This window comes from Planotetraspora kaengkrachanensis (assembly GCF_016862895.1).
In the GTDB taxonomy this organism is placed as follows: Bacteria; Actinomycetota; Actinomycetes; order Streptosporangiales; family Streptosporangiaceae; genus Planotetraspora; species Planotetraspora kaengkrachanensis.
Genome location: NZ_BONV01000040.1, coordinates 19,333 through 38,769 on the forward strand (window position 1 = coordinate 19,333; position 19,437 = coordinate 38,769).

The 19,437-nt window shown below is 66.6% G+C and carries 15 protein-coding genes; 8 read left to right on the forward strand and 7 right to left on the reverse strand.

Translation table 11 applies throughout. The features are described 5' to 3' along the window. Positions 1-148 precede the first annotated feature (148 nt). Positions 149-832: a FadR/GntR family transcriptional regulator gene (locus Pka01_RS32030; protein ID WP_203886692.1), complete on the forward strand. Its 684-nt coding sequence runs from the start codon at positions 149-151 to the stop codon at positions 830-832. Positions 833-1,181: 349 nt separating this feature from the next. Here Pka01_RS32030 and Pka01_RS32035 read toward each other — a convergent pair whose 3' ends face one another. The 6 genes from Pka01_RS32035 to Pka01_RS32060 all read right to left on the reverse strand — a co-directional run bounded on the left by Pka01_RS32035 (position 1,182) and on the right by Pka01_RS32060 (position 6,786). Continuing rightward, positions 1,182-2,012 (reverse strand): amidohydrolase family protein, encoded by an 831-nt coding sequence (locus Pka01_RS32035; protein WP_203886693.1) that lies wholly within the window; start codon positions 2,010-2,012, stop codon positions 1,182-1,184. Next, the gene (locus Pka01_RS32040) at positions 2,009-2,353 is read right to left on the reverse strand and encodes an L-rhamnose mutarotase (protein WP_203886694.1); all 345 of its coding nucleotides are present in this window, start codon (positions 2,351-2,353) and stop codon (positions 2,009-2,011) included. The genes Pka01_RS32035 and Pka01_RS32040 overlap by 4 nt, the downstream gene beginning before the upstream one ends. After that, positions 2,350-3,435, reverse strand: a complete 1,086-nt coding sequence (locus Pka01_RS32045) for a mandelate racemase/muconate lactonizing enzyme family protein (protein WP_203886695.1) — start codon at positions 3,433-3,435, stop codon at positions 2,350-2,352. Before Pka01_RS32045 ends, Pka01_RS32040 begins: the two co-directional genes overlap by 4 nt. Before the next feature lie 133 nt (positions 3,436-3,568). After that, positions 3,569-4,480, reverse strand: coding sequence for a carbohydrate ABC transporter permease (locus tag Pka01_RS32050; protein WP_203886696.1), 912 nt, complete (start codon positions 4,478-4,480; stop codon positions 3,569-3,571). A gap of 4 nt (positions 4,481-4,484) precedes the next feature. Further along, positions 4,485-5,417: a carbohydrate ABC transporter permease gene (locus Pka01_RS32055; protein ID WP_203886697.1), complete on the reverse strand. Its 933-nt coding sequence runs from the start codon at positions 5,415-5,417 to the stop codon at positions 4,485-4,487. A 1-nt stretch (position 5,418) separates the two neighbouring features. Next, on the reverse strand, positions 5,419-6,786 hold the full coding sequence (locus tag Pka01_RS32060) for an ABC transporter substrate-binding protein (protein WP_203886698.1): 1,368 nt from the start codon (positions 6,784-6,786) through the stop codon (positions 5,419-5,421). Positions 6,787-6,954: 168 nt separating this feature from the next. Here Pka01_RS32060 and Pka01_RS32065 point away from each other — a divergent pair, with 168 nt between their 5' ends. Further along, a complete protein-coding gene (locus Pka01_RS32065) occupies positions 6,955-7,935 on the forward strand; it encodes a zinc-dependent alcohol dehydrogenase (protein WP_203886699.1) in 981 nt (326 codons plus the stop codon). Beyond that, positions 7,932-8,687, forward strand: coding sequence for an SDR family oxidoreductase (locus Pka01_RS32070; RefSeq protein ID WP_203886700.1), 756 nt, complete (start codon positions 7,932-7,934; stop codon positions 8,685-8,687). Before Pka01_RS32065 ends, Pka01_RS32070 begins: the two co-directional genes overlap by 4 nt. Positions 8,688-8,898: 211 nt before the next feature. Here Pka01_RS32070 and Pka01_RS32075 read toward each other — a convergent pair whose 3' ends face one another. Beyond that, positions 8,899-9,675, reverse strand: coding sequence for a FadR/GntR family transcriptional regulator (locus Pka01_RS32075; RefSeq protein ID WP_203886701.1), 777 nt, complete (start codon positions 9,673-9,675; stop codon positions 8,899-8,901). Between the two features lie 433 nt (positions 9,676-10,108). On the opposite strand from Pka01_RS32075, the gene Pka01_RS32080 reads away from it, so the two are divergent. From Pka01_RS32080 to Pka01_RS32100, 5 genes are all read left to right on the forward strand, one after another. Next, the gene (locus Pka01_RS32080; protein WP_275414518.1) at positions 10,109-11,146 is read left to right on the forward strand and encodes a sugar kinase; all 1,038 of its coding nucleotides are present in this window, start codon (positions 10,109-10,111) and stop codon (positions 11,144-11,146) included. A 717-nt stretch (positions 11,147-11,863) separates the two neighbouring features. After that, entirely contained in the window at positions 11,864-14,056 is a 2,193-nt protein-coding gene (locus tag Pka01_RS40960) for an RICIN domain-containing protein (protein WP_239115693.1), read from the forward strand. Between the two features lie 377 nt (positions 14,057-14,433). Then, on the forward strand, positions 14,434-15,456 hold the full coding sequence (locus tag Pka01_RS32090) for a LacI family DNA-binding transcriptional regulator (RefSeq protein WP_203886703.1): 1,023 nt from the start codon (positions 14,434-14,436) through the stop codon (positions 15,454-15,456). A gap of 170 nt (positions 15,457-15,626) precedes the next feature. Continuing rightward, entirely contained in the window at positions 15,627-17,807 is a 2,181-nt protein-coding gene (locus Pka01_RS32095) for an alpha/beta hydrolase (protein WP_203886704.1), read from the forward strand. A 199-nt stretch (positions 17,808-18,006) separates the two neighbouring features. Then, positions 18,007-19,368, forward strand: coding sequence for an ABC transporter substrate-binding protein (locus tag Pka01_RS32100; protein WP_203886705.1), 1,362 nt, complete (start codon positions 18,007-18,009; stop codon positions 19,366-19,368). The last annotated feature ends 69 nt before the right edge of the window (positions 19,369-19,437 follow it).

A 19,437-nucleotide genomic window follows, 5' to 3' on the forward strand; every position in this document is an offset into this window, starting at 1 on the left:
TCCCGCACTGAGTTGGCGACCTGCTGAAGCCCAGACTGACGAGACTGACGGGGCTGAGGGGCTGCACTAGAGTACGAGCATGAGGGCCAAAGCGGGCGTGTTTGACTTTCCTTCTCGTCGACCCGCTGAGCGACTGGGCGTTGCGGTAGTGAGCGAGCTGGTCGAGCTCATCATCACGGGTGAGATCCCTGAGGGCGAGCTGCTGCCACCCGAAGGTCCACTCAGCGAGCACTTCGGCGTCAGCCGCACGGTCCTCCGCGAGTCGGTCAAGCGGCTTGAGGAGAAAGGCCTGGTGGTCGTGGCGCAGGGCCGCGGAACCCAGGTGGCCCGCTCCGGCTCCTGGAACATGCTCGACCCGGTGGTCCTCTCCGCGCTTATTGACAACGACGAGTCCCTGGGCGTCCTGGACGAGCTGACGATTGTCCGGGGCAACCTGGAGTCTGCTATGGCGGGCGCGGTGGCCACGCGGCGCACGGCCGAGGAGTTGACCCGCATCGAGCATGCGCTGGAGGCGATGCGCGAGACGCAGCACGAGAGCGACTCCTTCCGGCAGGCGGATGTGGTCTTCCACCTCACGATCATGGAGCTCTCCCGCAACCGCCTGGCCGAGAACATCACTAAGCGCCTGTACCGGCGGGCGCTCGAGAGCAGCAGATATCACGGGATGGGGTACGAGGGCGCCTTCCGCTCCACCCTGGACGAACACGCTCTGGTGGTCGACGCAATCTCCCGCCGGGACGTCGAGGCCGCGGAAAGGGCGATGCGCGACCACATCGTCACCTCCTGGCAGCGGCGCCGACTCGAGGCGCCGCACCAGGAGGCCGAACTCTAGGGCTGCGCCGCGGCGGATCCGCAGGCCGGCATGCCGACGTCGACGGTGTAGACGTGACGCAATTGAAGCGGATCCCCTCACGCACATGATCGGCTCCATCGCCAGGGGTCAGCAACGGCCACCCTTCGATGGTGAACAGAGTTCGCCCAGGGGCTCGCCGTCACGTCGATCGATCCGATATTGACGCCGAGCGCCACGAACGGATCCCGTGGCCCCACGCCCGCCGCACCGTCCGCGCGGCGTCGTCGTCACTCACGGGACGACCGAGATTGCCGAGCGGTGCTCCGCCGAGGCCGATGATGGCGTGCCCTGACCGGCCTCGGTTCAACAGTTTCCATGACCTGGGCCGTCATGCGCCAAGCCCGTAGAAGGCCGACGCCGTGCCGGACATGATCGCCTGGCGCTCCGTCGGGCTCAGCCCGCCTATCAGCTCGTCCACGACGCCGCGCCATACGACCGGACCAGCCCCCAGCTCGGCGAGTGGCCAGTCTGACCCGTACATGAGCCGCTCCGCACCGAACGCCTCGAGCGCCACGTCGACCACACGGCGGAGGCGGGCTCGGTCGCCGCCGCTCACGACGCCGGCCAGTCCAGAGATCTTCGCGCATGTGTTCGGCCGGGTGGCGACTTCACGGAGACCGGCCTCCCAGCCGGCGTCGTCGTCCGTCTCGGCGATCCCGCCGAGGTGGTCGACGACGAAACGGACGCCGGGGTGTGCAGCCACAACTGTCGCGGCCAGTGGCAGTTGCCACGATCGCACGACCAGATCGAAACCGAGGTCGCGTGCGGCCAGTTGCTCGAGCCCGGTTCCCACGTCGGGTCGTCCGAGCCAAGTGGGGTCGGGGTCGACATGGACCAGGTGACGGATCCCGACCAGTCTCCGGCGGGCTGCGGGATCGAGTTCGTCGAGCTGCGCCGTGACATCGGCCGTGAGGTCGGCCCAGCCGACCACACCGGCGATGCGCAGGCACGGGTGCATCAGCAGCCGCCGCGTCTCGGCGGTGCTGTTGCTCGATTGCACGACGACGGCGGCGTCCACGCCGGTCGAGTCGAGCATCCGCTCGAGGTCGTCGGCCGCGAAGTCCCGATCGATCGCCCCCATCGTCGCGGGGTCGATCCACGGCTGCGGGTCGGTGGCCCGGTTCCAGAGATGGACGTGCGCATCGAGGAAGCGGCTCACGACAGATGCCAGATCTCGTCGACCGGCTGCCACAAGGCTCCGGGATCCCGCTCCTCGACGATGCGCACCTGGCACGGATCCGTGTGCGTCCACCACTCGCGCGTCACGGGATCATCGGCGATGCGGGCCATGTCGGCGGCGTGATCGTCGCCGACATACTCGTAGTAGGCGAACAGGGTGTCTCCGACGATGAAAATCGAGTAGTTCGTGACGTTCGCATCGCGCAGGGTCTGCTCGACCTGCGGCCAGACATTGCGATGCAGCTCGAGGTACTCCTCCCGACGCTCCGGCCGGACGCCGACGACGAGGGCGTGACGCTCGATGCGGTGTTGCGTGCTCACGACACCACCCGCTCCGCCACGGGCGCGCCGATCGGCTCCTCGTGACGGGAGTCAGGGACGAGGCGCAGTCCTGCTCGGTCGGGACGGACATGGGGCCCGGTAATCATGGCCGGCGGGTTGGCGGCTCGCACGGCGTTGATGTGATCCTCGTCGACCCGGATGCCGATGCCCGGTTCGTTGCCGAGGACGATCCCGCCGTCCTCAAACTCCTGGTCGACCTCGAGTCCGACCGGAGACGAGAGGTCCTGGACCTCGAAGGCCAGGTGGTTAGGCACTGCCACGGCGGCGTGCGCCAGCGGGTTGGCGTGGTAGGCCACCGGGCTCACGGGCAGGTCACGAGCATGAGCAACCGCGGCCACCCGCAGGAAGTGCGTGATGCCCCACACGTTGCCCACCTGGACGATGTCGATCGCGTCGGCGTCCAGGAGCGGGCGGTACTGCTCGAGGCCGGTGAGGTTCTCGCCGGTCGCGACGGCGGCGCGGACGCCCCGCCGGACCGCGGCGAGCCCAGCCGCATCCCATCTCCGCACAGGCTCCTCGATCCAGGTGAGGTCGACCGTGCGCTCCAGCGCCGTGACGAATCGCACGGCCTGCGAGCGGTTCCACGACTCGTTGGCGTCGAACATGAGGGCAGGGTGTGCCGAGTTGCGCCCGAGGACGTCCCGCAACGCCTCCAGCCGGCGTAGGTCGTGCTCGAGATTCCGGCCGCCCTTGAGCTTGCCGGCGCTGAAGCCCCGATCCGCGAAGCGCTCGTACAGGCGCACGAGGGCGTCGTCGTCGAGTGCGATGTCCAGCCCGGAGGCGTAGCCAGGGACGAAACGGTCCAGGCCGCCGAGGGTGCGCCAGAGCGGCTCGCCGGCCGCCTTCGCCTTCAGGTCCCAGAGCGCCATGTCGATCGCACCGATCGCGCCGAACGTCGCGCCCGAGTGGCCGGTCTTGAAGACCCGGGCCAGCATCCGGTCGTAGAGCGCCGAGACGGCCCGCGGATCCTCACCCTCGACGGCGCCGAAGACGCGGTCGATGTCGCCGTGCGGGCCGACACCGACCCCCTCGAGACCGCTGTCGGTTTCGAGGATCAGCACGTGCACGACAGTATGCGGATGGGGCATCACACCATTGACATCGCCGGTCAGCCGCCCCCAGTCATGGACCGTCGTCAGGCTGCGATATCCGGTGACCTTCACAATTGCTCCTTGTTTGCAAGATTTCGTCGACTCACTCTTTGGTGCCTCCCGCCGTCATTCCCGCGACCAGGAAGCGCTGCGCGAAGAGGAAGACGATCAGCACCGGCAGCACGGAGATGACGGTCGCGAGCGCGAGCGTCGGCAACTGCACAGACTGGGCCCCGGCCGAGCTGGGGTTGAACGCCGGGGTCGAGGCAAGGAGGGAGGTGAGGCCGACCTGGACCGGATAACCGTCGCTCGAGGGCAGCATCACGAACGGCAGGAAGAAGTTGTTCCAGCTCTGCACGAAGCTGAAGAACGCGACCAGGGCGACGATCGGCGCGGCCAGCGGGAGCGCGACCCTCGTGAACACTTGGAACTCGGTGCATCCGTCGAGGCGCGCCGCGGCGAGCAGATCGCGCGGGACGCTCGTCGAGAAATAGATGTACGTGAGGTACACGCCGAACGGGAAGAACGACATCGGGAGGATGACAGAGAGCGGGCTGCCGATCAGCCCTACCACGTTCATCTCGAGGAAGATGGGCAGCACCAGCGCGGTGTTCGGGATCAGCATGACGATCAGCGTCAGCACCAGGAGCAGCCGCCGGAACCTGAACTCCGTCAGGGCCATCGCGTAGCCCGCCGGGATGCTCGCAATGAGCGTGATGACGAGCGCGCCCAGGGCATACAGCGCCGAGTTGCCCACCCATGCGGTCACCGCGCCGTCTTGGAAGCCGAACAACTGGTTCCAGTTGGCGGCCAGGTCGCCGAGGCTTCCGGGCCGGAAGGGGTTCTCGACGATGAGCATGTGGGCCGACTTCGTCGTCGCCAGCAGCAGCCAGACGATCGGGATGACGAAGAAGAACACGAAGAGCAAAACCACGACCGCGACGATCGTCCGGCCGCTCCATCCGCTGACACCGCTCCGGCGACCGACGGGGCGACCGATGTTCATTGTCGTCATGAGCTCAGTCCCTCTCGAACAGGCCGCCGCGCATCACGAAGACGGCCGACAACGCGAGGGCGATGACGAGCAACAGCAGGGAGATGGCCGCCGCTCCGTTGAAGTCGTTCTGTTGGAACGCATACTGGTACGCGAGCTGGTTCAGCGAGTAGTCGTTGGGCACGACCGCGTTGCTGGCTTGCGAGAGCAGTTGTGGCTCGACGAAAAGCTGCGTTCCGGCGGCCAGCGACATGATCCCCATGTACGAGATCCACTTGCGCAGCAGCGGCAGCTGGATGCGCCAGGCGATCTGCACGGTGCCGGCACCGTCGATACGCGCGGCCTCGATCACGTCGGAGCTGATGTTGTTGAGCGCGCCGTACATGATGACGATCCAGCCGCCCGCGCCGGTCCAGAACGCGATGATGGCGAAGACCGGAGGAAGGTTCGCCGGCACGATGACCTGCACGAAGCTGGAGAAGCCCATCAGATGGAGCAGTCCGCTGACCGGGCTGGCAGTGGGGTCGAGCACGAACAGCCAGAGCAGCACGCTCGACGCGCCCGCCAGGGCGCCCGGTAGATAGAAGACGAGCCGGAGCGTCCGGCTCATCCAGCGCACGCGGACCGCGTGCACGGCGATGGCCAGGAACGAGACCAGCACTACCAGGGCGACCAACCAGATCACGAGGTAGAGCGCGACGTGCTCGACGGCGGGCAGGAAGCGGAAGTCGCCGACGACCTTGGTGAAGTTGGCGATCCCGGCGAAGCCGCCGTCGCCGTCGGTGAACGCGAGGTAGAGGGCGTAGATGGCGGGAAGGACCCCGAACGCGACCGCCAGCACCGTGTAGACGGAGACGAAGGCGTAGCTCATCGTGCTGCGTTCGCCGCCGTCACTTCGGCCGTCCGGCCGGCGGCGTGGGTTCGCCGTCGGCCGGGCGGTCTCCTGCGTCACTGTCATGTCACTTGACCGTGTAGCCGTTGACCTGGGCCTGGTTCTTGATCGCGGTCTCCCATTCGGGAAGCAGATCGACCAGGCTCTTGCCGTCGGCAATCCCAGGGGTGATCGTCTTGGCCCAGATCGCCTCCTGGCTGAAGACCCCCGAGCCCCACCCGCTCCAGATCGCCGGACCGGCCTTGACCAGCGCCTGCAGGTCGGTGGCGTAGTAGCCGCTCGACTCCTGCTTCTTGATCCACTTGTCCGCGGCGGGCGCGTAGGCCGGGTAACCGGGAGCGACGTTCACCTGGTAGTCGTCGGCCGTCGTGACGAACTCGGCGAACTTCTCGGCCGCCTTGAGGTTCTTGGAGTGGCTGCTGATGAACCAGGTGCCGCCGCCGACGTTGCCCGTCACCGGGGTGTCGCCCTGCCAGGGCAGCGGTGCCGCGACGCCGAGCTGGCCTTTGGGGACGTTGAGCGACTGCGGGTTGTTGAAGATCGCCCCCGCGTACCACGCCGGGCCAGGCATCAGGAGCACCTTGTCGGAGTACTTCTTCACGAACTCGGGCGTGAAGACGCTCACGTTGGGGACGGTGCCGTTCTTGACCAGGATGTCGAGCATCGACGCGACGCGCTTGCACTCCGTGCTGTCGGTGTTGACCGTCACCGTCTTGGGGCCGGTGATGTCGTTCGCCTGGCACTTACCGCTCCAGAAGTAGATTTCCGAAGCGAAGGAGTCTCCGACGGCGCCGACGATGTAGCCGGGGTGCTCCTTGGCCACCTTCTCGCCGATCGCCTGATACTCCTCCCACGTGGCGGGGACGGAGTAGCCGAACTTGTCGAGCAGGGTCTTGTTGTACCAGAGCACCACCTGGGAGAGGTCGTTGCGGAGGCAGTAGACCTTGCCCTCGACGGTGCACGGGTTCAGCGAGCCCTGGGTGAAGTCGTCGAGCGTCGTCTTCGGGACGAGACCGCTGTTGAGCACGGCCGCGAACGCCTGCTTGCCGTTGCTCTTCTGGCTCGCCCACGCCGCGTCGTTGTTCTGCGTCGAGAACACGACATCGGGCCAGCCGTTGCCTGCCCGGTCGAAGAGCTGCACCTTCGTCCGGAAGGAGTTCGAACCGTTCGCCGAGCCGTCGTAGGTGACGACGTCGAGCTTCACGTCGGGGTTGGCCTTCTTGAAGGCGTCGACCGCGCTCGACCGGTCGGAGTCCACCCAGACCGTGATCGTGGCCTTGTCATCCTGCGTAACTTGCGGAAAGCCGTAGGAGCCGACTGAGGTGCCGCCATTGCTGCTGCAGCCGGCCAGCGCGAGGGCGATGGCCAATGCCCCCGCGCCGCTGATCGCGCGCACCCATCGGCCACTTCGTGTGACCCGTGTGAAATCGACCATGGGGGGTGTCCTTGTCTGGGAGGTCATGTTGACGATCTGTTCACCGCGACGAAATATAAGACCATACGTATTATGTTTGCAATAGCCTGAAGCAGGCTTCAAAGAGAGTGAGGACGCCCCATGAAGGGTGCCGCATACATGGGCGGGGGTCGCCTGCAGACTGTGTCAGTGGACGTCGCGCCGCCCGGTCCCGGCGAACTCCAGATCGCCGTCGCATACTGCGGATTATGTGGAACCGACCTCCATATCGTGCACGGGGACATGGAGGCGAGGGTGCGGACGCCCCTCGTGTTCGGCCACGAAGTGTCGGGCACAGTCGCGGCGGTCGGCGCAGGCGTGCAGGGCTGGAAGGCCGGCGACCCTCTGACCGTCATGCCGCTGGTCTGGGACGGCACCTGCCCCGCCTGCCTTGCCGGTCATCAGCACATCTGCCAGAACCTCGTCTTCCTCGGCATCGACTCCCCCGGTGGGCTGCAGCTGCGGTGGAATGTGCCGGCGGCGATCGCGGTGCCGATCCCTAGCGACCTCGACCTGCGTACGGCAGCGCTCGTCGAGCCCGTCGCCGTCGCGGTCCACGACGTGCGGCGCTCCGATCTCCAGGTCGGCGACCACGCCGTCGTGCTCGGCGGCGGTCCCATCGGGGTGCTCATCGCCGGCGTCGCGCGCGACGCCGGTGCCCACGTCATGGTCGCCGAGGTCGACGTCTCTCGCCGAAGCCGCATCGCCGGGCTTGGAATCAAGGTGATCGATCCTTCCTCCGCTGACATGGTCGCCGAGGTCGAGCGCTGGACGGACGGCGTCGGCGCAGATGTGGTGTTCGAGGTGTCGGGCGCAGCCGCCGCGGCCCGCTCCACCACCGCGCTGGCGAAAGTTCGCGGGACGATCGTCGTCGTTGCCATCCACTCCGCCGCGCGCGAGTTGGACTTGCAGCGCCTGTTCTGGCGCGAGCTCCGCCTACTGGGCGCCCGGGTGTACCAGCGGTCCGACTTCGACCGCGCGGTCGAGCTGCTCCGGCGGGGCCGCATCCCCGCAGAGGCCGTCATCTCCGGCGTCGTCCCGCTCGAGGAGACCGCCTCCGCGATCAACGACCTCTCGGCTGGCCGGGCCATGAAGATCCTCGTGGACGTCGCCGGGGAGGCCCAGGCGTGAGCGGCCTGTTCGAACTCCACGGCCGCCTCGCGGTCGTAACCGGCGCCCGTCGAGGCATCGGTCGCGCCATGGCGGAGGCCCTCGCCGCCGCCGGCGCGGACATCATCGGCGTGAGTGCTCGGCTGCGGACCGACGACGAGGTCGCCGAGTCGATCCGCGCGCTCGGCCGCACCTTCGAAGGTCGCGCGGTGGACTTCGCCGATCGCGACGCCGTCCTGGCGCTGGGTGACGAGCTCGCTGAACGGGCTCCCGACATCCTCATCAACAACGCGGGCACGATTGAAAGGGCTCCCGCGGCGGAGCATCCGCTGGAGTGGTGGGATCGGGTGATCGGAGTCGACCTGTCGAGCCAGTTCGCACTCACCCAGGTCCTGGCCCGCCCGATGTTGGAGCGAGGCCGGGGAAAGATCGTTTTTACGGCGAGCATGCTGAGCTTCCAGGGCGGGATCAACGTGCCCGGCTACACCGCCGCGAAGTCTGGGCTTGCCGGCCTCACCCGTGCCCTCGCCAACGAGTGGGCCTCGCAGGGGGTGAACGTCAACGCCATCGCGCCTGGCTACATCGCGACCGACAACACGGCGGCGCTTCGCGACGACCCCGAAAGGTCGCGGTCGATCCTGGAACGGATCCCGGCTGGTCGATGGGGTCGGAGCGACGATATCGCGGGGGCGACGGTCTTCCTCAGCTCGGCGGCCTCCGACTATGTTTCGGGCACGATCATCCCGGTGGACGGCGGGTGGCTGGCGCGATGACCGCGGACGTTCCAGCGCCGTAGTGCCCAGGGCTCGCGTTCTTCCGTAGTGGCACGCCGGTCGAGGTCCCACCTTGGCCGGCGTGGTCGCTTCGGCGATCCTCATGGCGGAGCGGGTCGCGTACGCGAGATCGACTACGTCGGACACCGCACCGCACTGGAGATCTCAGGCTCTCCGAGCGCCACGTGGGAGCGCGTCGCAGGAACCTACCTCACGGGCGAACGCCCAGTACGCCGGGGCGGCGCTTGGCCCACGAGCCGAGTATGTGGACGCGCATCGCGGCGGCGGCCCCTTGAGCGTCGCCTTGGAGAATCATCGACTCGATCTGCCGGTGCTCCGCGAGTGACTGGACGAGGTGCTCCCTGTTCGGCGTTCCGTTGTATTGGCTGGACAGCCGCGCCTTGGCGTGAATGCTGTGGATGATCGCGTGACCGAGGCGATTGCCTGAGGCGATCATGATCATCTCATGGAAGGTCACGTCCTCCCTCGCATACCGCTCCGGGTCGTACATGCTCTCCACGAGCACGTTCGCCTGCCTGGTGAGCTCCTCCGCCTGAGACGGCGTGATCACGCGCGCACATTGTGCCGCCATGTCGCACTCGAGCGCCGCCCGAACGTTGACAAGATTGTCCAGGATGGACAAATCACGGTCGTGCCGGATCTGCGCCTCCAGGACGACGGGGTCCAGCAAGTTCCAGCCGATCGGCTCAAGCACCCGGGTGCCGCGGCCCGGAGTAGCTTTGACCAGGCGTTTTTCTTCCAGAAGCTTGATCGATTCGCGAACCACAGTACGGGAGACGCCGAACTCCTGACACAGCTCGGGCTCCGTCGGGAGTACGGTCTCCACCGGATAGACGCCTGACACGATGCGGTCGACCAGGTAGGTGACGACGGTATCGCCCAGGCGACGGCGCCGCTGTCTGATCGGCTCCAGCGAGTCGCGGAAGACACCTGCGGGCATGTCGGGTTGAGGGGTCGCGGAAGTCACCAGGTGTCCAGAGCAATTGTCACAACTCAAGTATAGCCTCTTGCGTATACGTAATTCATATGATCAAACGCGGCCCCGGCACGTCCGGGCCGCGTCGGCGAGGGAGCCGTCCGGCTCCCTCGCCTCGCCGTCGGTCAACGACTACTGCGTGACTCCGGGGAAGTCCGCAGGCCCGGCTCGATGCCGGCGTTCGCAATCACCTGCTGGGCGCCGGCCGGCCACGAGGTGCCCGACACCTGGATGTTTGATGCCCCTCGCGGCGGATGCCAGACGGTGTTGCCTCACCTGTCCCACGCTTCTTAGGTGAATTTGACGTCACTCATATGACGTATTATGCATCACCCCAACCGGGATGGGTCGTCAAGAGGCGTTGCCTCCACGCATCGCCTTCGACATCCGAGTCCGGCACGGTGAAGAGGAGTGATCGTTGCCAATGCCTTCCGGTCATGAGGCTGATGCGGGGCATAACCTCCCGGCCGCGAACGGACCGCAGAGCGAAGGTCCGGCGAGCAGCCGGCGAGTTGCCGTCTCCTCGCTCGGTGAGGCCATGCTGCGCCTGTCGCCGCCGTCGGGTGAGCGGCTGCGCGACACCGGACAGTTGCGGGTCCACGTTGGCGGCGCCGAGGCGAACGTTGCCGTGGCCCTGGCATCAGTCGGCGTGTCCACTCGCTGGACATCGGCGCTGCCGGACACGGTCCTTGGGCGCCGCGTCGCCGACTCGCTGTCGAGCGCAGGCGTCGCCCTCGACACCGTGCACTGGATGGCCGATGAGCGCCTCGGGCTCTACTTCGCGGAGATCGGTTCCCCGCCTCGCCCGACGAGTGTGGTCTACGACCGCGCCGGTAGCGCGTTCTGTTCGCTCTCCGTTGACGACCTCGACTGGGCCGCCGTGTGCGATGCGCAGATCATTCATCTGACCGGCATCACCGCTGCTGTGGCCCCAGGATCCGATGCGCTCGTGCTACGAGCGGCGCGGGAGGGGCGTAACCGTGGTGCCCTCGTCGTCTACGACGTCAACTATCGCGCGTCGCTGTGCTCGCCGGAGACGGCCGCATCATTCACCGCCGAACTGGCCTCCGACATCGACCTGTTGATCTGCAGGGCCGAGGACGCGCGCGATCTCTTCGGGTTGGTCGGCGATCCCGTGATGCTGGCGAATGATCTGGCGAGGAAGCTGGCGATCGGTCGCGTCGTGGTGACGTCGGGCGCAGGCGGCGCAGTCGCATGGTGGGACGGTGAGTCCGTCACGGCCCCCGCACTGCCCACCGTCGGCCTAGATCGGATCGGCGCCGGCGACGCCTTCGCCGCAGGCGTGCTGTGGGGCGTACTCGACGGCTCCCCGCAGGATGCGCTCAACCGGGGGACGGCGATGGCCTCCCTGGCGATGAGTGTGCAGGGGGACCAGTGCCGCTTCAGCGCCGAGGAGGTGCTGGAGGTCGCCCATGGCGCGGGACGGGAGGTCCGGCGGTGACCGCAGGCGCGGTTTGAACGAGACGAACTGGAGCCGAGGCACAACGGCATCACCACCTTCGGCTTCACCGCAACGGCACAGCCGCGACCCGCCCTCCTCCTGGAGCGCCTCCTGACGCGTTCGGCGTTGCGACGTAGTCGTTCACCGGTTCGGGGAGTCCGGTGGCGTCGCGCGGCGGGCAGCGTTGACGTAAGACATCATACGAGTTACGTTTCGCGGGCCGAAGCCTGGATCACCATCCGATCTTTGGAAAGTGAGCAGCAATGCAGCGTTCGCCGCGACCGGACTACTCGTCTGACGGCCCTTCGGCCAGGCGGAAGCCACCGATGCCGAAGGGGACAACGACGTCATCGTCGCGCTCCGGGACGGTACCTGTCGCCTGACCTCGCCAGCGAGGTTCGATGCCGCCGGCTCGCCCAGGCCGACACCGGATGCGGGCTCGGCACGACGCCCGGCACGAGGACAGCCGCACCGTCAGGTTCGGCAGGGCCTTTCGCCACCACACCCCCCACCACATCAGGAGGTCCCGTGTTCGGATCGTCGTACTCCGCGATGCGGAGGTTCTTGTTAGCCGGAGTCGCTGCGATGGGATTGACCGCAGCGGTCACTCTGGTCACGCCCGCCTCTCCCGCCTTGGCGGCTACCACGACCCTTTACGCTTCCCCCTCCGGTACCGGCAGCGGCTGCTCCGCCGCCCAGCCGTGCTCTTTGCCGGACGTGCAGGCACAGGTGCGGTCGCGTACCGGTGCGATGTCGGGCGACATCATCGTGGAGTTGGCCGACGGGGTGTACCGGCTCTCGGCGCCGCTACGGCTGACCGCCGCCGACTCGGGCAACAACGGGTACCAGGTGGTGTGGCGAGCGGCCCCGTCGGCGCGTCCCGTGATCAGCGGCGCCAGGGCGGTCACCGGCTGGTCGCTCGCGGACTCCGCGAAGAACATCTGGCGGGCCAACGTCGGCGTCGGGATCGATACCCGGCAGCTCTACGTCAACGGTGCCATCGCGACACGCGCACGTACCGTCGTGAACCGGTCCGACTTCACCGCCACCAATACAGGGATGGCGTTCAGCAACAGCGCCCTGAGCCATCTGAACAACCTCGCCAACCAGAGCCGGGTCGAGATGGAGAGCGTCGGTTCGTTCACGGACCGGTACGCGCCGGTGCAGAGCATCAGTGGGAACTTCATCACGATGCAGCAGCCCGCCTGGAACAACAACAACTTCGGGTACGACACCTTCACCAGCCCGCACCGGGCGGGTCCGCTCTACCTGACCAACGCGTACGAGTTCCTCGACTCGCCGGGCGAGTGGTACCTCAATCCAGGGACCGGCGTGCTGTCCTATATACCGCTCGCCGGGCAGAACCTGAGCAACGTCAGTGTGGAGTTGCCGGTGTTGCAGTCTCTGGTGAACGTCGGGGGAACCTACGACGCGCCCGCGCACCACATCACGTTCAGCGGGATCACGTTCTCCGGCACGAGCTGGCGTGGGCCCAGCAGCAACCAGGGTTACGTGGACCAGCAGACCGGCGCCTACATGGCCGGTAACTGGAGCTGGCCCGGCTTCACCTCCTGCCACGAGGGCTGCCAGCAGTTCGAAGCGACCCGGCCGAACTGGTATCAGATGCCCGCCGCCGTACAGGTCTCCGCAGCCAACAACATCACCTTCAGCGACTCGCAGTTCGTCAACCTGGGCCAGACGGCCGTGGGCATCGGCAACGACGCCAACGGCCACGCCAGTGGTGTCGGCCTGGGCGCCAGCAACATCACGGTCACCAGGTCCGAGATCGCCCGCAACTCGGCTGGTGGCATCGTGGTCGGCGGCGTGCGCGCCGACGCGCACCACCCAGCCGACCAGCGGATGGTCAACCGGAACATCACCATCAGCAACAACCGCATCCACGACCTCGGCCTGGAGTACCGGGGCGTCGTCTCGGTCGTGACCACCTACGTCACGACCGCCGTCGTCTCCCGCAACGAGGTCTACAACATGCCCTATACCGGCATGTCGATCGGATACGGCTGGGGTGCTAACGAGCCGGGCGGCAACAATCAGTACGCCAACCGCGGCCTGTACAACTACCAGCCGCGGTACACGACGCCCACCACCGCGTCCAACAACCAGGTCATCGGCAACTATGTGCACGACGTCATGCAGCAGATGACCGATGGTGGATGCATCTACACGCTGTCCTGGAACCCGAACGCGGTGATCAGTGACAACTACTGCCTGCGGACCAATGGCTGGTTCGGAATCTACTTCGACGAGGGCTCCAAGTACTACACCGTCAGGAACAACGTCATGTCCGCCATCGGCACGTGGGCCACGGCCAACTACTGGGGTGGCGAGAACATGGGCAATTTCACCGTCACCGGCAACTGGACGAGCAACAGCAGCACCAATGTGACCAACGGTGACCGCAGCAACGTCGTCAACAACAACGTCACTGTCACCAACGGCAGCTGGCCGTCGGGTGCTCAGGCCGTGATGGCGTCCGCCGGGCCCCAGAGTGGCAGTGGTCAGCAGACTGGACAGATCGTCGGGGCTCAGTCAGGCCGGTGCGTCGACATCAGCGATTTCAGCACCGTCAACGGAACCCAGGCGCAGATCTGGGACTGTGGCGGCGGCACCAACCAGCGGTTCACCTACACGTCGGGCAAGCAGCTGACGGTGTACGGGAACAAGTGCCTGGACGCCTACAACCAGGGGACCGGCAACGGCACTCAGGTGGTGATCTGGGACTGCAACGGGCAGACGAACCAGCAGTGGAACATCAATGCCAACGGCACCATCACGGGGGTCCAATCCGGGCTGTGCCTGGACGCGCCCAACAACGCCACCGCCAACGGGACCAGGCTGAACCTCTGGTCCTGCAACGGCGGCGCCAACCAACGCTGGACCCTGGGCTGACCCAGTCCTCGCACCTTCGCCGGGGTGACCCGCCGCCCCGGCGAAGGTCGGTCTGTCCATTGAACGCCTCTGGCACGAATTCGGTGGTGACGGTCGGTAATCTAGGTGTACCGACCAATCCTTCGTGATTGCGAATCAAGACCGAAGCGGTCCGGCGATATCACCTGCAGCCCCACCGATGAGGGCTGCCATATCCGGTCACCGTCATCGACATCGCGTCTTCCCGCCGAAAACCGGCGCGCATTCTGTGCATGTGCTTTTAGGACGTGCGGTCGGCGGACGGAGAGGCCTATAAGGGTCTTGTGTTCGCAAACGATGTCGCTTACGTTAAGCGCTGAAAACGTGATCGATAACGATTGCAATATGGAGAGAGCGGCATGGTCGACGGCGGTGCGCCGGTGACGATGAGTGATGTGGCGCGCTTGGCGGGCGTCTCCACCGCGACTGTGTCGCGGGTGGTCAACAGGCGTTACGGGGTCAGCGCCCGCACCATCGCGCAGGTGCGTTCGGCCATCGACCGGCTCGGCTACGAGTCGAGTCTGGGGGCGGCGAGCCTGCGACGCAGCCGCACCAATGTCCTGGGTCTGGTGACCCACAGCTTCCATTCCTATACCGCCGAGGTGCTCAAAGGCGTGATGGAGGCGTTGAGTCAATCGGGCTTGGACCTGATCGTCTACGCCAACAGCGATCTCTACGGGACGTACGCGGAGGGCTGGGAGCAACGTCATCTGGCCCGCTTGTCCGGCACCCTCACGGACGGGTGCATTGTGGTGACGCCCTGGGGCGAGGTGCGGAGCAACACTCCGGTCGTGGTCATCGATCCGGTGCGGGACTCGACGGTGCCGTCGGTGACGGCGGACAACCTCGCGGGTGCCACCACAATGGTCGAGCACCTACTGGGCCTGGGGCATCGGCGCATCGGATTCATCGCGGGCCGTTCCAGCCTCGCGGCCGCATGGTCACGCGAGGAGGGGTACCGGAAGGCGCTGGCCGCGGCCGGTGTTCCGGTCGATCCGACGTTGATCGGCAGAGGCGACTTCAATCCCGACTCCGCGGTCCCGCTGGCGCGGGCGCTGCTCGATAGGGCGGACCGCCCGACGGCGATCTTCGCGGCGAGCGACGGGATGGCCCTGAAGGCTCTGGAGGTCGCGAAGGAACTGGGACTCAGCGTTCCTGGCGACCTGTCGGTGGTCGGCTTCGACAACATTCCGGAGGCCGTTTTGGCCGAGCCGGGGCTGACCACGGTGGACCAGTCGATGTACCGACTCGGGTACGAGGCCGCGCGCATGCTGAAGGGGCTGGTGACCGGTGAGTGGGAGGGGCCCGGCCGAATAGTGCTCCCAACCCGCTTGATGGTCCGTGGCTCCACCGCACCACCAAGGACGAATACGAGCTTGTGACACACACGCACTCGCAAGTGCGTGCACCACCCAGACCCACCTGACAGCAGGTGAACAAAACGGACCCGTAATGGACGGAGGTGCGGAGAACAGAAACCGACGGTACATCGACCGATAAGTCAGGCCGGCCAATCGGGCCCAATCCGATGCCGGCCATTGAGGAGTTCGGTATGACGTTGTCACCGTACCACGGGGCTTTACGCCCTAAGGGCGTGCGCCGGCTCTTGGTGGCGGTCGCCGCCGGAGTCATGGCGATCTCGGCCGTATTGTTCGCGCCGCGGCCGGCCGCGGCGGATACGCCGTGGCTGAATGTTTCCGAGGACGGCTACGTGTCGTTCACTGTCCCGGCGGCCTACGTCCAGGCCAACGCGGGCCAGGTGTCGCAGGTCGTCATCGAGGGGAACTTCGGCCCATCCTTCAGTTGGGCGGAGTTCGGTCTGACCCGCCGGGGCGACGCCTGGTCGGGGGTCCTCGGCCCGCTCAAGCCGGGGCTGTACTCCTACCAGGTCACCGGCGATGACACCAAGAGTCTCAAGGATCCGACGAACAGCGCCGGTGTGGCGTCCAAGCCGCTCTGGAGCACCTTCTTCGTTCCGGGCGGCTCGGCGCGCCTGCTGGCGGATGCGCCTCAGGGGCAGGGCGGCAAGGTCGAGACCCTGACCTACCGGGCGAAGGGCGATGAGCGGTCGGCTCTGGTATGGACGCCGCCGGCGTACTCGGCCAAGGGCGCCAAGGCCTACCCGGTGCTGTTCCTGCAGTCCGGCGACGGAGGAAGCGCCACCGACTGGCTCGACCTCGGTCGTGCCAAGCAGATCTTCGACAACTTGTCGGCCCAGGGCGCGATGGAGCCGATGGTGGTTGTGATCAGCGGCGGTAGCGGGTCGGAAGACAAGGAGTTGAAGGATCTCCGTAAGGCGGTCGCCGACAAGTTCCGCGTCCTCCCTGCCCCGGCGCACCAGGCGATCGCCGGTGTGACCGAGGGAGGCACGCAGGCGCTGCGTGCCGCTCTCGCCAACCCGGGTCAGTTCGCCTACGCCGGCTCGTTCTCGGGACTGCTGAGTGAGAGCGTCGGCCGGGCGAACGCGGAAGCGATCAACCGCCACGTCAAGCTGGTGCGCCTGTACACGGGGAACGTGACGGATCCCGCGTACAACGCGACCAACCGTCTGACAAAGGCGCTGGACCGAGCCCGTGTCAGGTACGAGTTCGACGGGGTCAACCCCGACGCCGGGGCGAACTGGAACGCCTGGCAGGAGAACCTGATCGATTTCGTGCCGCGGCTGTTCCGCACGGTGCCGGATCACGGTCCGAGCGCCGGTCACGGGCAGCTGAAGGGCGAGTTCACCCCGCCGGCGGCCGGCACCACGCCGACGCCGTTCGTGTCCGAGGGCGGCTTTGTCACCTTCGAGACCACGACCGACTTCAAAGACGCTCAGCACGTCACGGTGTGGGCGAACGACGCTCCCGGCGGAAGCTGGCTGCGCGTTCCGATGACCCGTGACGGCGACCGGTGGCGGGTGACCGTTGGTCCGCTCGACCCGTGGTTCTACTACTACAAGTTCATCGTGGACAGGGTTTCGATCAAGGACCCGTCGAACCCGACGAAGGTGACCTCCGAGCCGACCTGGAGCAGCTTCTTCATCCCCGGAGAGAGGGCGCGCCTGCTCTCGGACGTTCCCGCCGGCCAGGGCGGAAAGGTCGAGAGCCTGACGTACCGAAGCACCGTGGCGAATCAGGACCGGACCGCGTTGGTGTGGACCCCGCCCGGTTACGACCCGAACCGCGCTGAGCGCTACCCCGTCTTCTACCTCCAGCACGGTAGCGGCCAGAGCTACACGGACTGGGCCGAAATGGGACGCGCCAAGCAGATCCTCGACCATGAGTTCCTCGACGGGGACCTGGTTCCGATGGTGGTCGTGATGGGCAACGGCAACGTGTCCAACTTCAACAAGGAACTGCTGGAGAACATCGTTCCGGCGGCGCGTGCCCGCTACAACATCTCCAGCGACCCGTCGCAGCAGGCCCTCGCCGGCCTCTCGATGGGCGGCGGACAGGCGCTCGGGGTCCTCAAGGCGTACCCGGGCCAGTTCGCCTACGTCGCGGCGTTCTCGGCCGGGTTCGGCAGCGGCGCCGGCGTCGACGTGGCGGCCATCAACAACGGGACCAAGCTGCTGCGCCTGTACGTCGGCGACCAGACCGACTTCGTGTATCCGTCGGTCATGGCGTCCCTGCCCACATTGGACAACCTGGGCATCCACTACGAGTTCGCAGGGGTCACACAAGGGCCGCACGGCTGGGACGTGTGGCAGAAGAACCTCATCGACCTGGCACCACGTCTGTTCAAACGCTAGGTAAGTCCGTCCGAGGCGGCACCATCGGAGGCCCCGGTGATGCTCGCCATGCACGTGGGCGTGTGAACGCTCACAACAGAGATCGGCACGAGGGACAGGGCGCGGATCGTGCATCCGTGCCCCGTACCGGCCGATCGCTCGGCCTCAGCGGTAGCGCACGGCCTTTGTGCGCTGCGACCCCCCAAGGGAGATCATGTCTATGAAGAGAAAGAGCCTGATAACCGCGGCGGCCCTGCTCGCCGCCGCGGGGGCGATCGCCGCCTGCTCCCCAGACCAGGGGAAGAGTACGGCGAACGCGGGTGGGAACGACGCGAGCAGCTGCACCAACACGATCGCCAAGAAGGATCTGCCGGTCGTGACGATGTGGGGCTGGTACCCCAACACGCAGCTCGTCGTCGACAACTTCAACAAGCAGAGCAACGAGGTGCAGGTCTGCTGGACCAATGTCGGCCAGGGCGGCGACGAGTACGACAAGTTCCAGACGGCCATATCGGCGGGCACCGGCGCGCCCGACGTGATCATGATCGAGGCGGACCGGATCCCGACCTTCCAGATCCAGAAGGCGCTCGTCGACATCAAGAACTACGGCTTCGACGCCGTCAAGGCGAACTACAGCGACGGCGCATGGAAGGACGTCTCCATCGGCGGCGCGGTCTACGGCGTGCCGGTCGACGGCGGCCCGATGGCGATGATCTACCGGAAGGACATCTTCGACAAGTACAAGATCACGCCGCCGAAGACGTGGGCCGAATACGAGCAGGCGGCACAGAAGGTGAAGGACGCCGGGGGCCCGCTGTTCGGCGACCTGGGCGCGAACGTGCCGGCCGTCATGATGGCGCTGCAGATCCAGAAGGGCGCCACTCCGTACACCTACGACCCGGCGCAGCCCGAGTCGATCGGTATCGCGCTGAACGACCAGGCGTCCAAGGACGTGCTGGACTACTGGGGGAACCTCGCGCGGAAGGGTCTGGTCGGGACGCAGGACCAGTTCACGCCGGAATACATCTCCGGTGTGATCAACGGTAAGTACGCGACGTACATCTCGGCGGCCTGGGCGCCCGGATACCTCACCGGCGCCGGCGTCGGCAAGGGCGAGGACACCGGCAAGTTCGCGGTGGCGCCGCTCCCGCAGTGGGATGCCGCCAACCCGATGCAGGTGAACTGGGGCGGGTCGGCCTTCTCGGTGACGAGTCAGGCGAAGAACCCCGAACTCGCGGCGAAGGTGGCGTACGGCCTCTACGCCGACGACGCGTCACTCACCGACGGCTGGACCAACCAGATCATCTTCCCGCTGAACCTGAAGGCGCTCAACGATCCCAAGTTCGTGGACCTGAAGGTGTCGTTCTTCGACGGCCAGCAGGCGAACAAGGAGGTCTACGTCCCCGCGGCGAACGCCTACACGGGCATGACCTACAGCCCGTTCGGCCAGTACTACTTCGATTCCATGACGAAGCAGATCGGTGCGGTCATCGACGGCTCCATCACCGGTGCGCAGGCGGCCGACCGCATCCAGGAGGACGTGGCGAACTACGCCAAGGAGCAAGGCTTCACCGTCCAGTAGACAACACGGGTGGGCCACGCCGGCCTCGACCGGCCGGCCCACCCGCCACCCCCCAGCATCGACCCCCCG

Coding starts and splice junctions, on each gene's coding strand:
- Pka01_RS32050 (WP_203886696.1), bottom strand. CDS start 4,480: ATGACGACAATGAACATCGGTCGCCCCGTCGGTCGCCGGAGCGGTGTC.
- Pka01_RS32055 (WP_203886697.1), bottom strand. CDS start 5,417: ATGACAGTGACGCAGGAGACCGCCCGGCCGACGGCGAACCCACGCCGC.
- Pka01_RS32060 (WP_203886698.1), bottom strand. CDS start 6,786: ATGGTCGATTTCACACGGGTCACACGAAGTGGCCGATGGGTGCGCGCG.
- Pka01_RS32080 (WP_275414518.1), top strand. CDS start 10,109: ATGCCTTCCGGTCATGAGGCTGATGCGGGGCATAACCTCCCGGCCGCG.
- Pka01_RS32090 (WP_203886703.1), top strand. CDS start 14,434: ATGGTCGACGGCGGTGCGCCGGTGACGATGAGTGATGTGGCGCGCTTG.
- Pka01_RS32095 (WP_203886704.1), top strand. CDS start 15,627: ATGACGTTGTCACCGTACCACGGGGCTTTACGCCCTAAGGGCGTGCGC.
- Pka01_RS32100 (WP_203886705.1), top strand. CDS start 18,007: ATGAAGAGAAAGAGCCTGATAACCGCGGCGGCCCTGCTCGCCGCCGCG.